Origin of the sequence: Granulicatella sp. 572.rep1_STHE (assembly GCF_001073445.1) — a bacterium.
GTDB lineage: Bacteria > Bacillota > Bacilli > Lactobacillales > Aerococcaceae > Granulicatella > Granulicatella adiacens.
Window position 1 is genome coordinate 1 of sequence record NZ_JVBO01000017.1, and the last position, 16,220, is coordinate 16,220.

Annotated in this window: 13 protein-coding genes; 9 read left to right on the forward strand and 4 right to left on the reverse strand. The window is 38.5% G+C overall.

What is annotated here, in order from left to right; all coding sequences use genetic code 11:
• Positions 1 to 497 (reverse strand): transposase (locus tag ADH99_RS03235; protein WP_049554915.1); only part of this gene is annotated, 497 nt, incomplete at its 3' end.
• An 84-nt stretch (positions 498 to 581) separates the two neighbouring features.
• On the opposite strand from ADH99_RS03235, the gene ADH99_RS03240 reads away from it, so the two are divergent.
• The gene (locus ADH99_RS03240) at positions 582 to 1,331 is read left to right on the forward strand and encodes an NADPH-dependent oxidoreductase (RefSeq protein WP_049555409.1); all 750 of its coding nucleotides are present in this window, start codon (positions 582 to 584) and stop codon (positions 1,329 to 1,331) included.
• A 50-nt stretch (positions 1,332 to 1,381) separates the two neighbouring features.
• Here ADH99_RS03240 and thrC read toward each other — a convergent pair whose 3' ends face one another.
• Complete coding sequence (thrC, locus tag ADH99_RS03245; RefSeq protein ID WP_049555408.1) at positions 1,382 to 2,872, reverse strand: threonine synthase; 1,491 nt, start codon at positions 2,870 to 2,872, stop codon at positions 1,382 to 1,384.
• Between the two features lie 302 nt (positions 2,873 to 3,174).
• Between thrC and ADH99_RS03250 the strand changes: the two genes are divergently transcribed.
• From ADH99_RS03250 to ADH99_RS03275, 6 genes are all read left to right on the forward strand, one after another.
• Positions 3,175 to 4,911, forward strand: coding sequence for an ABC transporter ATP-binding protein (locus ADH99_RS03250; protein WP_049555407.1), 1,737 nt, complete (start codon positions 3,175 to 3,177; stop codon positions 4,909 to 4,911).
• The gene (locus ADH99_RS03255) at positions 4,904 to 6,709 is read left to right on the forward strand and encodes an ABC transporter ATP-binding protein (protein WP_049555406.1); all 1,806 of its coding nucleotides are present in this window, start codon (positions 4,904 to 4,906) and stop codon (positions 6,707 to 6,709) included. The genes ADH99_RS03250 and ADH99_RS03255 overlap by 8 nt, the downstream gene beginning before the upstream one ends.
• Before the next feature lie 183 nt (positions 6,710 to 6,892).
• Positions 6,893 to 7,606 carry an LPXTG cell wall anchor domain-containing protein gene (locus ADH99_RS03260; RefSeq protein ID WP_152903697.1) on the forward strand — a complete coding sequence of 238 codons (714 nt, stop codon included), beginning with the start codon at positions 6,893 to 6,895 and terminating at the stop codon, positions 7,604 to 7,606.
• A 196-nt stretch (positions 7,607 to 7,802) separates the two neighbouring features.
• Positions 7,803 to 8,576: a type I methionyl aminopeptidase gene (gene map, locus ADH99_RS03265; protein ID WP_005607106.1), complete on the forward strand. Its 774-nt coding sequence runs from the start codon at positions 7,803 to 7,805 to the stop codon at positions 8,574 to 8,576.
• 15 nt (positions 8,577 to 8,591) lie between these two features.
• Positions 8,592 to 9,599 (forward strand): UDP-glucose 4-epimerase GalE, encoded by a 1,008-nt coding sequence (gene galE, locus ADH99_RS03270; protein WP_049555404.1) that lies wholly within the window; start codon positions 8,592 to 8,594, stop codon positions 9,597 to 9,599.
• A 577-nt stretch (positions 9,600 to 10,176) separates the two neighbouring features.
• Positions 10,177 to 10,470, forward strand: a complete 294-nt coding sequence (locus ADH99_RS03275) for a hypothetical protein (RefSeq protein ID WP_005607103.1) — start codon at positions 10,177 to 10,179, stop codon at positions 10,468 to 10,470.
• An 86-nt stretch (positions 10,471 to 10,556) separates the two neighbouring features.
• Here ADH99_RS03275 and ADH99_RS03280 read toward each other — a convergent pair whose 3' ends face one another.
• The gene (locus ADH99_RS03280) at positions 10,557 to 11,102 is read right to left on the reverse strand and encodes an ECF transporter S component (protein ID WP_049555403.1); all 546 of its coding nucleotides are present in this window, start codon (positions 11,100 to 11,102) and stop codon (positions 10,557 to 10,559) included.
• The gene (locus ADH99_RS03285; protein ID WP_049555402.1) at positions 11,099 to 11,947 is read right to left on the reverse strand and encodes a pyridoxamine kinase; all 849 of its coding nucleotides are present in this window, start codon (positions 11,945 to 11,947) and stop codon (positions 11,099 to 11,101) included. The genes ADH99_RS03280 and ADH99_RS03285 overlap by 4 nt, the downstream gene beginning before the upstream one ends.
• 100 nt (positions 11,948 to 12,047) lie before the next feature.
• Between ADH99_RS03285 and ADH99_RS03290 the strand changes: the two genes are divergently transcribed.
• Together ADH99_RS03290 and ADH99_RS03295 are read left to right on the forward strand one after the other, a co-directional pair.
• On the forward strand, positions 12,048 to 13,271 hold the full coding sequence (locus tag ADH99_RS03290; protein ID WP_049555401.1) for a PLP-dependent aminotransferase family protein: 1,224 nt from the start codon (positions 12,048 to 12,050) through the stop codon (positions 13,269 to 13,271).
• Positions 13,272 to 13,512: 241 nt separating this feature from the next.
• A complete protein-coding gene (locus ADH99_RS03295) occupies positions 13,513 to 16,170 on the forward strand; it encodes a cation-translocating P-type ATPase (protein ID WP_152903696.1) in 2,658 nt (885 codons plus the stop codon).
• Positions 16,171 to 16,220 lie beyond the last annotated feature (50 nt).

A 16,220-nucleotide genomic window follows, 5' to 3' on the forward strand; every position in this document is an offset into this window, starting at 1 on the left:
TGTTCTTTTCTCAAGGCTCTCAGTTTTTTTATAACAGCAATTTCAGCCTCTAAATATGCATTTCGTTCACGCAAACGAATTAATTCTTCTCGTTCTGATTCTGAAAGGGTATCTGATACAAGTTTTTTATTCATAACAGGCTCCTTAGATAATGCTTGTCCACTTTTCTCATTCTTTAGACCATTATATCCATAAGTTAGATACTTGTGAACCCAAGAACTTAATAATCCGTGATTAATTCCTGCTGGAAAAGAAACCTCTGTAAGAGTTTTCCCATTTAAAACCTGTAGAACAAATGTCAATTTTTCTTCTTGTGACCATTTTCTCTGCTTTTTAACGCGCTCTAACCCCTTAGGGCCGTGAATTTTTTCAATTTTATCCCATTCTACTATTTTTTTCCGAAAACTACTCTTCATAACTTTTTCAGGCGTTTCGGCCCATATTCCTTGTCGATATAATTCGACACATTTCATTTTGAACTCTGATGAGTAACGCATAATAAATACCCCCTTTACTGGTTTGTCCAGTAAAGGGGGTACATATCAAGTCGACTCTTTTTTTGATACAAAGGAGTAATTAAGATGAATGAAACAATCCAAACACAACTGAACCACCGTACGATTCGTGCGTTTGAGGATAAACCTTTAACAAAAGAAGAAGTGGATTTACTAGTAGAAGTGGCGCAAAGAACAGCTTCAAGTATGTACTTACAAGCTTATTCGATTATTAGTGTGACAGATCCAGAGTTGAAGAAGGAATTAGCTGCCGTGAGTGGACAATCTTATGTGGCGACTAGCGGACATTTATTCGTATTTGTGGTGGATCAAAGACGTAATACTGAAATTGCGAAAGCCTTAGGACAAGAAGTGGGGGTTCAAGGTAGCGCAGACCGTTTCGTATCGGGGATAACAGATGCAGTGATTGCAGCTCAGAATGTTGTTGTGGCGGCAGAATCTTTAGGAATGGGGACTGTGTATCTAGGAAGTTTCTTTAACGACACAGCAAAAATCGTCGAGTTACTAAATTTACCAAAATATACTTACCCAGCAATCGGTTTAGCTGTGGGTTGGCCAAATCAAGAGCCACAATTAAAACCACGCCTTCCAAAAGAAGTGATTCATATGGAAAATGGCTATCGTGAGCTTGAGAATCCATTAGAAGAGTTGAAAGAGTATGATGCGACAGTGACAGAATACTACGATCTTCGTGATGCTAATCGTCGAGTAGATGCCTTTACAAAACAAGTGTCTACAAAATACCATACGCTTGGTGCGAAACGAGCTGAAATGCTCGATGTTCTTAAAGCACAAGGCTTCCTAACAGAAGAATAAAAAAGAAGACAAGAAATAGTCGATTCGACTTTTTCTTGTCTTTATTTGTTTTATTGAATGTTTAATGAATCTAGGACAGATTGTTTCATGCCTTCGATTGAAAGAACTTTTGTATGACGGATTGGGGCATCCAATACGCTTGTTACAGCTGTTGGAATGGCAATGCCGCTTTCTTGTTGAATCGCGTTCATCAGTTCTGCGTCGGATTGATTCGTATCCACGTCTAGTGCTGAAAGTACGCTTTGTGGGAATTTGTATGGACTAGCAGTCGATACCACCACAGTAGGAGTGGCGTCTCCTGTTTCTTTCTTATATTTCGCATACACAGCATCCGCGACCGCAGTGTGTGGATCTAATAAGTAATGCTCACTCTTAAATACATCATGAATCGTTTGAGCCGTTTCTTCTTGGCTTGCACGATTTCCGTAAAATTGTTTGAAGAGAGCCGTATCTGTATTTGAAACAGAGTAGCTTCCGTTTTCTTTTAGGGAAGTCATTAGTGCATTTGTTTTGTCTGAGCTTCGTCCTGTTAATTCGAAGACGAAACGCTCAAGGTTACTTGAAACAAGAATATCCATACTTGGAGAACTTGTTAATTTAAATTCGCGAAGTCGGTTGTACGTTCCTGTTTGGAAGAAATCAACAAGCACATCGTTTTCATTTGAAGCACAGATGAGTTTATTGATTGGCACACCGATTCCTTTTGCATAGTAGGCTGCTAGGATGTTACCGAAGTTACCAGTTGGCACCACAACGTTCATTGGGGCGCCAATTGCTAGAGTGCCGTCTTTGACTAATTGTGCATACGCGAATACGTAGTACACGATTTGTGGGCAAAGACGTCCGATATTAATCGAGTTAGCAGAAGAGAATTGGAATCCTTTTTCTGCAAGTGTTGCGTTTAACTCTTTATCCGCAAATAACTCTTTGACTTTTGTTTGTGCGTCATCGAAGTTTCCTTCTACACCGTAGACAAATGTGTTGTCGCCTGCTTGTGTGACCATTTGGCGTTCTTGGATGGTACTTACGCCGCCTTTTGGATAGAAGACGATGATGTTTGTGTGAGGTACATCCGCAAATCCTGCAAGAGCAGCTTTCCCAGTGTCTCCAGATGTCGCTGTTAGAATCACGATTTCTTTGTCAGATTGATTTTTCTTAGCGGCAGTTGTAAGTAAGTATGGCAAGATGGATAGTGCCATATCCTTGAAGGCGATAGTTCTTCCGTGGAAGAGTTCCATAAAGTGACGGTCGCCAACTTTTTTCACAGGTGCGATTTCTTTAGTATCAAACGTTGTATCATATGCTGAATGTACGCAGGCTGTGATTTCTTCTTTTGTAAAATCTGTTAAAAATGCAGATAAAATTTCAATGGCAATTTCTTGATAGCTTTGATTTTTTAACACTTCCCAGTCCAAAGTCACTTCTGGGAGGGTAGTTGGTACGTATAATCCGCCGTCTTCAGCGATTCCTTTTAGAATGGCTTGAGAAGCGGTCACGCGATTGTTTGTGTCTCGTGTACTAATGTATTGGATTGTGGACACTTGAGTCCCTCGCTTTCTAAAATTTCGTTTGGCTCATTGTACCATAAATCGCGGTGCAAACACAAAACACTGAGCTACTATCTATGAAAAACATTCGATTGGAGATTCTATTTTTGTTTTTTTAAAAAGAAAGAATTCCCTTAAAATAAAATGAAAATTCGGTTAAAAAATAAAGGATTTCATTTGAAAACCTAGTCAAAGCTTGATAAACTTATTTTAGTAATTCTTAGCAGAATGCTTGTCTTTGGCGTGTGCCCAGAGGCAGTTTTTTATTATCAAAAATCATAAAAAGGAGTGAAAAAATGCTAAAACAGATTATTCCGTTTTTTAGTAAGTATAAAAAATATCCTTTCTTAGCGTTTTTTGCCATTTTAATCGAGGTGCTCTGTGAAGTAGCGCAACCGATTATTATGAAGCAAATTATCGACGAAGGGATTCCAAATAAAGACTTAGGCTTTATTATGCAACAAGGGTTCGTTATGATTCTTGTAGCGATTGTATCTCTTTCAGCTGGAGTTCTTGGTGCGAAATTTGCATCGATTGCGGGGACTGGAGTTGCCGCAGAGTTACGTTCTGCTGAAATGAAGAAAATTCAGGCTTTCTCATTTAAAAACATCGATCACTTCTCAAATGCTTCTTTGATTACGCGTATGACAAGTGACGTGAACAACATTCAAAATACTGCCATTATGACTATGCGTATTTTAGCGCGTGCGCCAATGATGTTTATCTTCGCTATCTTCTTTGCAGTAAGCATTAATGCGCAATTATCACTTGTCTTCATGGTCGCTGTACCAATCTTAGTGTTATCGCTAGCCCTTATCATTTCTACAGCCTTTCCTCGCTTTAGAAAATTACAACAAGCAACAGACGGCATTAACCGTACACTACAAGAAAACTTTATCGGAATTCGCGTTGTAAAATCATTCGTACGTGAAACTTTTGAGAAGAAAAAATTCGGTAAAGAAAACTCTACATTTAGAGAACGTGCCTTACATGCGATGTATGTCGTAATGTGGAATAACCCAATCATGCAGTTAACGATTTATGCGGTAACAATTGCTGTGATGTGGTTTGGGGGTGGTCTTGTTATCAGTGGAACGATGACAACAGGAGACCTTATCAGTTTCATTTCTTATATCACACAAATCTTGATGTCCCTCATGATGATTTCATTCGTGTTCGTGATGTTGACAATGACAAAAGCTTCTATGGATCGTATCTTCGAAGTATTGGATACAAACATCGATGTGGAAGAACCAGAATACCCAATTACGGTTGATAAAGTTTATGGTGAAGTGGAGTTCGACCATGTTCATTTCTCATATGGAAAACAACAAGATGAAGAAGTGTTAAGCAATATCAACTTCAAGATTAAACCAGGTGAAGTATTTGGAATTATCGGGCCAACCGGTTCTGGAAAATCTTCTCTTGTACAGTTGATTCCTCGACTCTATGACACTACAGCAGGGACTGTTCGCGTGGGCGGACATGATGTTCGCGAGTATCGTTTTGCAGACCTTCGTCAAAATGTATCGATGGTATTACAAAAGAACACTTTATTCTCTGGAACAATTCGTGAGAACCTCTTGTGGGGAAATCCAGATGCTACAGAAGAAGAGATGATTCAAGCGGCTAAACATGCACAAGCTCATGATTTTATTATGGAAATGCCGGACGGATATGATACTCGTGTAGAACAAGGTGGTTCAAACTTCTCAGGAGGACAAAAACAACGTCTAACAATTGCTCGAGCAATGCTACGTAAGCCTGCAGTGTTAATTCTAGACGATTCAACCTCAGCAGTCGATACAGCGACTGACTCGAAGATTCGAGAAGCGTTCTTTAACCATTTACCAGATACAACGGTTATTATTATTGCCCAACGTATTTCATCAATTCAAGGAGCAGACAATATTCTTGTGTTAGATGATGGTAAAGTAAACGGACTAGGAACTCATGAAGAGTTAATGGAAACAAACGACTTGTATCGTGATATTTATGAAACCCAAATGAAAGGAGCCAAAGGAGATGAGTAAAATTAAAGGGCCAAAACGTCCAGAAAACATGAAGCAAACTTTGGCAGACTTATGGGGGTATTTATGGAAGAGTAAGATGACTCTTGCAGTTGTTGTGGTCTGCTTAATCATTTCAAGTGCTTCTGGAATTATCGGAACGTATGCGATTCGTCCATTAATCAATGATTTTATTGAAACAGGGGATTTAGCAGGATTGGCGAAAATGCTTGGTTTTATCGCGATTGTTTATGTGCTTGGAGCAACAGCCAGCTACTTCTCTGCGCGTTTAATGGTCACAGTTGGACAAAATACCATCGAGAAAATGCGTTCAGATTTATTCAATCATATTCAAGGCTTGCCAATTCGTTTCTTTGATACGAATAAGCATGGGGACTTAATGTCTCGTTTTACAAACGACTTTGAAAATATTCAAAACGCTTTTAACAACAGTATGTTAATGATTATCAGTTCAACGCTTCAATTAGTATTGACGTTTGTGATGATGGTCATCCTTTCACCAATCTTAACAGTGCTTCTGATTGCGATGGTATTCTTGATGTTCCAAATCGTGAAACAACTAGGGGCGAAGTCAGGAAAACAATTCGCTGCGCAACAAGCGATTCTTGGACAAGTGAATGGATTCGTGGAAGAGCATATTGAAGGGCAAAAAGTCGTTAAAGTATTTAACCACGAGCATAAAGTGCTTGATGAATTCAATAAACTCAACATTGAACTTCAAGAAGCTGCCAATAACGCACAATTCTATTCAAGTATCATGTTCCCAATCTTAGGGAACATCAGTTATGTGAACTATGCGATTACTGCAGCAGTTGGGGGATACTTAGTGATTATTAACGCGATGGATATTGGAGGACTTGCCTCATTCCTACAATTCTCAAGAACTTTCGCACAACCACTTGGTCAAATGTCTCAACAAATGAACGTACTTCTTAGTGCGATGGCGGGGGCAGAACGTATCTTTGCCATCCTTCGTGAAAAACCTGAAGTCGACGAAGGAACTGTTACTTTGGACCAACGCGATCCAAATCAATGGTACTGGGTGGATGGCGACAAACGTATTCCGGTTGTCGGAAATATTCAACTACACAATGTTGACTTTGGATATGTGCCAGGTGTGCGTATCTTAAAAGATATCAATGTTTGGGCTGAACCAGGATTGAAGGTAGCCTTTGTAGGGGCGACTGGTGCTGGTAAAACGACTATTACGAACTTAATCAACCGTTTCTATGAGATTGATTCTGGGGTCATTACTTTTGATGAGATTCCAGTAACAAAGATTAAGAAAGATGACTTACGTAAGACAATTTCGATTGTGTTGCAAGATACGCATTTATTTACGGGTACTATTGCGGATAATATTCGCTATGGTAATTTAGATGCAACTGATGATGAAGTCATTAAAGCAGCGAAATTAGCCAATGCCCACAGCTTTATCAAACGTCTGCCTCAAGGATATCAAACAGAAATTACAGGGGACGGAGAAGGCTTGTCTCAAGGTCAACGACAATTGCTTGCAATTGCACGTGCTGCCGTTGCTAACCCTAAAGTATTGATTCTAGATGAAGCAACAAGCTCAATCGATAGCCATACTGAAGCGCTAATTTCACGTGGTATGGACCAATTGATGGAAGGCCGTACTTCATTTGTAATTGCGCACCGTTTATCTACGATTCGTAATGCCGATGTGATTATGGTAATGGAACATGGTGAAATTATCGAACGCGGAGACCATGAAAGCTTAATGGAAAAACATGGTGTTTACTACAAACTCTATACAGGTCAAATTGAATTGGATTAATTTGATTCAGAAAATATTTTGTAAAAAGCCTTTAATCTTAGGATTAAAGGCTTTTTATAAGCGTTAATATCCGAAAAACAATTCGAACAAAATTCATACAAAAATAATAAATATTGAACTTTATGAAGAAAAGATGTATAATTATTGTGATGAATTTTAAGGAGCTGATTTGCGTTGAAAAAAATGAAATTTTTATTCATTGTTGCACTGTTGTTAGGCTGGTTTGGATATTTCACGAACAATGTTTTTGCAGAAGAAATTCAAAAAGTAAACTTCTCGAATCTTACAGAGATTCAAAAAGCAAATATCCAAAAAGGCGAGTTTACGGAGTTAGGAAACCAGGATCGTATTTTGCTTGTTTATGCATATGATAAAGGGGCATGTCAATTACCTGCAACATTACCAAATACAGGAACGAATTCTAATGTCATTTTTATGACTTTAGGGGTGCTCGTGTTGACTAGTGCAGGATATTTTGTGTTTTCTAATAAAAAACATAAAAATATAGTATTAACAATCGGATTAGTATTATCTGGAGCTTTGGCTACAAGCGCAACTATTTCTGCATCAGAATTCACGCAGGAAGAAAGTTGTTATAAATATATTGGTTATATTAGAGAGAACGTATTAGTCGAAGCAACAACAGAAACTGCATCCTCAGAATCAGATGAAGAAGTTACTGTTGAAACAACAACTGCAGAAACAACAACTGCAGAAACAACAACTGCAGAAACAACAACTGCAGAAACAACTACTACAGTACAAACTACTGAGGCTCCAACAACAGAAGCACCAACGACTGCTTCTCCTGTAGCTGAAGATCCTTCAACTGAGACAACAACAAGTATTACACCTAGACCATTCCCGCCAGGTAGAGGTTCTAGACCACCACAATAATTCATTTAAGACATCGCCGCAATGAGGCGGTGTTTTTTTGTTAGAGGCTTTCAGTAGTTTGAAACGAAAAAATTTTAGTGGAAAAGTTGGGTTGGAAGATTTAGTTGTACATCTAGTTAAAACTTGTTTAAATAACTATTCTTTATTTTATTTTATATGCTATAATTGCCTTTGTTAGAAAGGATGAGTTTATTTCATGATTACATTAAAATCAAAACGCGAAATTGATGCAATGGAAGAATCTGGAGCGCTTTTAGCTTCAATTCATGTTCAACTTCGTGATTTTATTAAACCTGGTGTCACTACTTGGGATATCGATCAATTTGTCCAAAGAAAAATTGAAGAAGCAGGCGGATCTGCTCCTCAAATTGGCTATGAAGGGTATAAATACGCAACGTGTCAAAGTATCAATGATGAGATTTGTCACGGTTTTCCACGTCGCAAGCCATTAAAATCAGGCGACTTAGTAAAAGTAGACTTCTGTGTAGAGTTAAAAGGAGCCCTATCAGATTCATGCTGGAGCTATATTGTTGGCGAAAGTACTCCAGAAATTGACCACTTATATGAAGTGACAAAGAAAGCTCTATACTTAGGAATTCAACAAGCAAAAGTTGGAAATCGTATTGGAGATATTGGACACGCAATCCAAACTTATGTAGAAAGTGAAGGATTATCTGTTGTTCGTGATTTTATCGGACATGGAATTGGGCCAACGATTCACGAAAGCCCAGCAGTACCTCACTACGGTGAACCAGGAAAAGGTCTTCGCTTAAAAGAAGGAATGGTTATTACCATTGAACCAATGGTGAATACTGGAACTTGGAAAGCGGAAATGGAAAGTAATGGGTGGACTGCTCATACATTAGATGGTGGGTTAAGCTGCCAATTTGAACATACATTAGCCATTACAAAAGATGGTCCACGTATTTTGACGTTACAAAAAGATCACGCAGAAGACGTGTTGAACTAAGGGGAGGAAGTAAACATGGCAATTTTAGTAACAGGTGGAGCAGGATATATCGGTTCTCATACAGTAATCGAATTAGACAAAGCTGGATTTGACGTTGTTATTGTCGACAACTTTTCAAATAGCTCACCAGAAGTATTGAACCGTTTAAAAACAATCACAGGAAAAGATTTCCCGCTATATGAAGGAGACATTCTTGATCGTGATTTCCTAGTAACAGTTTTTGAAAAAGAAAACATCGATTCAGTGATTCATTTTGCAGGGTTCAAGGCTGTGGGAGAGTCTGTTGAAAAACCTTTAGAATACTATCACAACAACATCACAGGAACATTAGTGTTATTAGACGTAATGCGTCAATTTAACGTGAAGGATATCGTGTTCAGCTCAAGTGCAACTGTATATGGTATGAACAACGTGGTTCCTTTTAAAGAAGAAATGCCAACAAGCGCAACAAACCCTTATGGTTATACAAAAGTGATGCTTGAACAAATCTTAAATGATGTTGCTTTCTCAGATAGCGACTGGTCTGTCACAAACTTACGTTACTTCAACCCAATCGGAGCGCATGAAAGTGGATTGATTGGAGAAGCTCCAAACGGAATTCCAAACAACTTAATGCCATACATCACTCAAGTGGCTGTTGGTAAACGCGAATTCTTAAGTGTATTTGGTGACGACTACGATACACATGATGGGACTGGAGTTCGTGATTACATCCACGTTGTTGATTTAGCTCGTGGGCACGTACTTGCAGTTAAAAATAATGCGGCTCAAAAAGGAGCAAAAGTCTTTAACTTAGGGACGGGTATTGGATACAGTGTATTAGATTTAGTAAAAGCATTTATCGCAGAAAATGGAGTGGATATTCCTTATAAAATTGCACCTCGTCGTGCAGGGGATATCGCAACTTGTTATGCGGATGCTTCTAAAGCAAAAGAAGTGCTAGGATGGGTAGCAGAAAAGAACTTGAACGATATGGTTCGCGACTCATGGAACTGGCAAAAGAAAAATCCAGAGGGCTATTAGAATCCCTTTGTATTATTAAGACTAGATTAATAGCAAGAACTCCTTTGGAGTTGTTATTATGGCAGGAATGGTAGGATACCAGCTTGAGCCTAAGGTCTCAAGCCTACCAAGCTTCAAAGGGAGAGTAGCGAATAATCGCAACTCTCCCTAATTCACATTGGTTATGATTTCCTACCATTGCCATAATAACTCCAAGGAGTTCTTTCTTTTGAATACAACCAAGGGGGATTCTAATAGTCCTCTGTGGAGGGAAAGAGAAGAGTGCTAAGAGTTTGTCAGAGTTGTTATTGTGGCAAGAATAGTAGGATAACGGTTTGAGCCTAAGGTCTCAAACCTACCAAGCTTCAAAGGGAGAGTAGCGAATAATCGCAACTCTCCCTAATTCACATTGGTTATAATTCCCTACTATTGCCACAATAACTCCGAGGAGTTTTATTTGATTTTCACTATTTTTCTAGTAACCTTCTGTCGCGGAAAGGGAAATGGTGCTTAGACTTTTTCTGGTAACCTTCTTCCATGGTGAAAAAGAGAAGTTTACTATGGTAAAATAGAGAAAAGTAATCAAGGGAGAATAGCGATGTCAGAAGGAGTAATTAATGCAATTGATCATTTATTGGAAATAATTAACCAATATCAAATAGAAGATGTGAATCCACAAATTAAAACTTTGATGAATTTAAAGGGATTTCTAGATGCAAATGGAATTCTTGATGAAAGAGAAAAGTTAGATGTGTACAAGTCGTTATTTCCGCCTCATGGAGGGTTGTCGGACATCTATTATTGGGATGATGACTTTGAGACAAGAAAAGAAGTCAATGATAGTATAGAGTCAGCGTTAAAAATTATTGCTAATTATTTATTAGACCGCTGACAGGAGAATCTATATATTTCTAATACTCCTCTGTGGTGATAAAAAAGAAACAGCTATTACGATTGAGTTCGTAATAGCTGTTTTGTTTATCTTTTTACACGTTTTAAGGCTTCTTTAAAAAGTGGATATATGATTGGAACTGCAATAATAGTAAGGGCGGCTGAACCGAAAGTCCCTGTAATCTTATTGATGGCTTGAATAAAGGCTGGAGCTAAGGCGAGACCTCCGACGATCACTCCACGTAAAAATGTATATTTAATAATATTCACAATTATTTTTGTGAGGGCTGCTAAAACACCAATTAAGATGATGTTTCTAATTTTGTCATCTTTCTTTAATGCTTTTTCGTAAACAAGATGGATGACTAAGCAGACAATTAATGATTCAAGAATGGTTTCCCAGACAACGGCAGCATAACCATTTAAGATATCAAAGACTCCAAGCCCGATGGTTGCAGCGAAGGCTCCTTGTTTTGTTCCAAATAATAAACATCCCACAACAACAAGTGCATTCCCAAAATGAACGAATTGTGTGGAAAATGGTATTTGAATTCTAAAGACACTTATACCTAAAAAAATTAGAGCTGCGAATAAGCTTGTTTGAACTAAATCTCTTAAATCTGTATTTTTCATAATGACACCTCAGTAGTAAATTTTGTGGTTAGCATTCCAAGTTTTTTCTCGATTGGAAGACCAAATGGAATTCGTTCAGGTTGTTGGCTGCTCAGTTGAAGCACTTCGTCGATGAATTTAAGTGTGAACGATAGGGCTTCTTCCACGGTCATGTCTTGAAGGATGCACGCAGTTGTTAGAGCGGCTAGTGTATCACCTGTACCGTAAAAATGATGCGGGTATTTTGCTGTATAAAAATCAAAAAATGAATCCGATTCTTTATAATATAGCTGAACGCCTGTAACTTTCTCATTATCAGGACATCCAGTAATAATGATGGACGCTGGCCCAAGTTCGGCTAGTTTCTTAGCTAACTCTCTTGTAAAGTCCATCATGATTTTTCCTTTTGGATAGGGCGTATCTGTCAAAAGACAGGCTTCTGTAATATTTGGATAAATCACATCAGCTTTTTGAATGAGTTTTCTCATGGCTTCAACATGTTCTTTTGTAAATCCGCTATACAGTTTTCCGTTATCCCCCATGATTGGATCGATAAAAATTTTCGTAGACTCTGGCAGTTTTTCAATGGTATCGACCATTAATTCAATTTGTTCTGTGTTTCGGAAGTATCCTGTCAAAACAGCATCCGGTTTTATTTCCAGATTCTCCCATTGGTAAAGGGACTGCCTCATAAATTCTGTTTGCTCCTCAACCGCGATATTTTTGAATCCGCCGGTATGAGATGAAAGAAGTACTGTAGGCAGTAGAATCGTTTCAATCTGACAACAAGCGAAAATCGGGATAGCGGGTGCGAGTGCAACTTTGCCAATTCCTGGCAAGTCGTTTGCGATTAATATTTTTTTCATATCTATTCCTCGATTTTCAATGTATCTGTATTGTAAAACGGGACAGGTGAGGATACAATAGGGATGAAAACAAACTGTACCGGTACAGTGGAGGTGTGTCATGTATCAATACCAGCAATTAGCTCAGTTATTAAAAGAGGAAATATTAATTGGGAATCTTCAAAAAGGAGATAAACTTCCCTCAATTCGAGAATTAGTTTCTCAATACGGGGTTAATAAGGATACGGTACAACGAGCCTTGCGTAGTCTAAAAGATGAAAGTTTTATTTATGCAGTCGAAAAAAGTGGCTTTTATGTATTAAAGAATTCAGAAGCAAAGCAATTGGAAGAATCTGAGGAAGACTATTGGCAACTCCCAATTGAGGACTTGCGTATCTGCTTTAATCAATCGCTTGCTAGTGCGCATGATCTAAAACTAACTAAAAAAGAGCAAGCTTCTGGGATGGATGAATTGATTCAGGCGTTAATGCCTATTTTAGAAGAGTATGGGGTGTATGCTGCAAAGGAACAATTGGTCATCACGACTGGAACTCAACAAGCGCTATATATTTTATTGCAATTGATTCAAGGGAAAAAGGTGTTGCTCGAACAACCGACTTATGCACGAATGAATGAATTGGTGAAGCATTTGAACATTCCGTACGAAACGATTGAACGGCAGATGGATGGTGAAATTGATTTAGACCGATTAGAAAAATTATTCGCGAGTGGAGAGTTTTCACTATTCTATACGATTTCTAGGTTTCATAATCCGCTAGGTGGAAGTTACAGCGAAGGCACCAAGAAAAAAATTGTAGAACTGGCGAGACGTTACTCTGTATATATTATTGAGGATGATTATATGGCAGACTTTGTAGAGGGGAATGCAACACCACTTCATTATTACGATATGGATGGACGAGTTATTTATGTAAAATCCTTTTCATCTATTTTGTTTTCAGCCTTGAAAATAGGGATTGTTGTCTTGCCCAAAGAATTGGTAGAAGCTTTTTCAATGAGAAAGCAATGGATGGATTACGATTCGAATGTGATGATGCAAAAAACATTTACGCTCTTCATTGAAAATGGAATGTTTGAGAAACATCGTAAAGCAATGGTAGAAGATTATAGTGCAAAAAGTAAGCGCGCTAAGAAGTGGCTTCTGACATCAGGTGTCAGTGAAGGAATCCTTCATGGGACGCAATGGGTGTTTAAGAAAACGCCGATGATGGATGAAAAGTTACAAGCGATGAATCTGAAAGCTAAAGTGCTTGATGATTACTTTATCTCGAAAAATGCACCGGCATTGGAACGGTTGGATTTGGCTAAAATCCGCGAAATTTAGGTAAAAAGAAAGGTTAACAATTTATCTAAAAAATTTGCAAATCTCACACTTATTTGGTATAGTAACTACAACAATAATCGATCTCTATAAGGGAGTAACTGGCAACCAATCGTTGCGATAATATCAACAGCAAGCGAATTCTCGCTGGTATTATCTTGAACAGTGAGACTTATGTTTATTATCAAAAGGATGATGGGCATAAGTCTCTCTTTTTATAGAAAAAGAAAAGGAGTGTATTTTGTTGGAACAACAAACAAAACCCGTATATTTACAGTCAGTGGAGGAAGTTTTTAACGAAGTTCAATCTAGCCCTGCTGGATTAAGTTCACAAGAAGTTGCTTCTAGACTTGAAAAATACGGCGCAAACACATTACAGGAAGGTAAGAAAAAATCACTTTTAGAAAAATTTGTGGATCAATTTAAAGATTTCATGATTTTAGTGCTTTTAGTCGCTGCGGTTGTTTCGATGTTTGCTCATAGTGGTGAACCAGATCCGACAGATGCCATTATCATTTTAGCAGTTGTCTTACTGAATGCTATTCTAGGGGTATTCCAAGAATCAAAAGCTGAAGAAGCTATCGAAGCGTTGAAGAAAATGGCTTCACCTGTAGCAAGTGTTTTACGTGATGGACATGTGGAACACGTTAAAGGGGAAGATATCGTAGTCGGAGACATCGTTATCCTTGAAGCTGGGGATGTCGTGCCAGCGGATATGCGTTTATTCGAAGTAAACACTGTGAAAATCGAAGAGTCTGCTTTAACAGGGGAATCTGTTCCTGTTGATAAAGACTTAGTGATTCCTACAGGCGATGAAGTAGGAATTGGAGATCGTACAAATATGGCGTTCTCAAGTACAAACGTAACTTACGGCCGTGCTGTTGGTGTGGTTACAAGTACTGGTATGAATACAGAAGTTGGTAAAATCGCTAATATGTTAGCAAACACTGAAGAAGGTAAAACACCACTTCAAGAAAATCAAGATGCTCTTGGTAAATGGCTAACGATTATGATTTTAGTGATTGCGATTATTATCTTTGTAGTAGGAATGCTTAGAGGAAATGAATGGACTCATATGTTATTAACAGCAATTGCGATTGCCGTTGCTGCAATTCCAGAAGGGTTACCAGCGATTTCTACAATTATCCTTGCATTAGGAACTCAAAAAATGGCTCAACGGAATGCTCTAGTTCGTAAATTACCAGCTGTTGAAACATTAGGTGGTGTTGAAATTATCTGTTCAGATAAAACTGGTACGTTGACACTCAACCAAATGACTGTTGAAAAAATGGTTTATGACAACGAAATCCATGATGCGTCGGAAGAAATTTCTAAAGATAACATCGCGCTTCGTGTGATGAACTTAGCTAACGATACTAAGATTTCTCAAGACAATTCATTATTAGGGGACCCAACTGAAACAGCGATGGTTCAATACGGTCTTGATAAAAACTATGATGTACGTGAAGAGTTAGTAAACATTCCACGTGTTGCGGAAGTTCCATTCGATTCAACTCGTAAATTAATGACAACAATCCATCAATTAGAAGATGGTAAATATTTGGTTGCAACAAAAGGCGCTCCGGATATGTTATTAGACCGTGTGACGAAGATTGAAAAACATGGTGAAGTTTCTGCGTTTACAGAAGATGACCGCACAACTTTAATGAAATTAAACAAAGAAATGGCTACTCAAGCTCTTCGTGTGTTAGCGATGGCATATAAAGTGATTGATACTCTTCCTGAAACCATCGACACAGATTCAATTGAACATGATTTAATCTTTGCTGGTTTAGTGGGGATGATTGACCCAGAACGTAAAGAAGCAGCTGCTGCGATTAAAGTAGCGCAATCAGCTGGTATTCGTACAATTATGATTACTGGGGACCACCGTGATACAGCCCAAGCGATTGCAAAACGTTTAGGGATTCTTCGTCCAGATCAAGAAGACGGAGTATTAACAGGCAGCGAATTAAACGATATTTCTGATGAAGAATTAGAGCGTACTGTTGAAACTTACTCTGTATACGCTCGTGTATCTCCAGAACATAAAGTTCGTATCGTAAAGGCTTGGCAAAAGAATGGTAAAGTTGTTTCGATGACTGGGGATGGAGTTAACGATGCTCCTTCACTTAAACAAGCCGATATCGGTGTTGGTATGGGGATTACAGGTACTGAAGTTTCTAAAGGCGCTTCAGATATGGTACTTGCCGATGACAACTTCGAAACAATCGTAGTAGCTGTTGAAGAAGGACGTAAAGTATTCTCGAATATCCAAAAAGCTGTTCAATACTTGCTATCTGCAAACTTCGGTGAAGTAATGACAATGTTTGTTGCGACAATGGCTGGTTGGTCCATTCTAGAACCAATCCATATTTTATGGATCAACTTAGTAACAGACGTGTTCCCAGCGATTGCTTTAGGTCTTGAAGAAGCGGAAGCGGATATTATGAATCACCCACCACGCGGTAAGAGTTCGAACTTCTTATCAAACGGTGTGTTACCAAGTATCTTCTACCAAGGTTTCTTCGAAGGCGGAATTACATTATTTGTATTCTGGTATGCAACTCATATCGCTAATTGGGGGAACCCAGTTGGGGAAACAATGGCGTTTGCAACATTAGGTTTAATCCAATTGTTCCATGCGTTCAACGTGAAGTCAGTGTACAAATCACTTGGCGAAGTTGGGGCGTTCAAAAACAAGATGTTTAACTACGCAATCCTATTATCAGCAGTAATGCTGTTAAGTGTAATGGTTATTCCTGGATTAACAACGGTATTTGACGTAGCAACTCTAACAGCGGGTCAATGGTTGTTTGTAGTTGGATCAGCATTCTCAATTGTTCCAATCGTTGAAATTGCTAAAGCAATTATGCGCGCAATGGGGATGGATAAAGATTAATGAAATGACTTAAAAGGCTCACTATTAGTGAGCCTTTTTCGTATATGAAA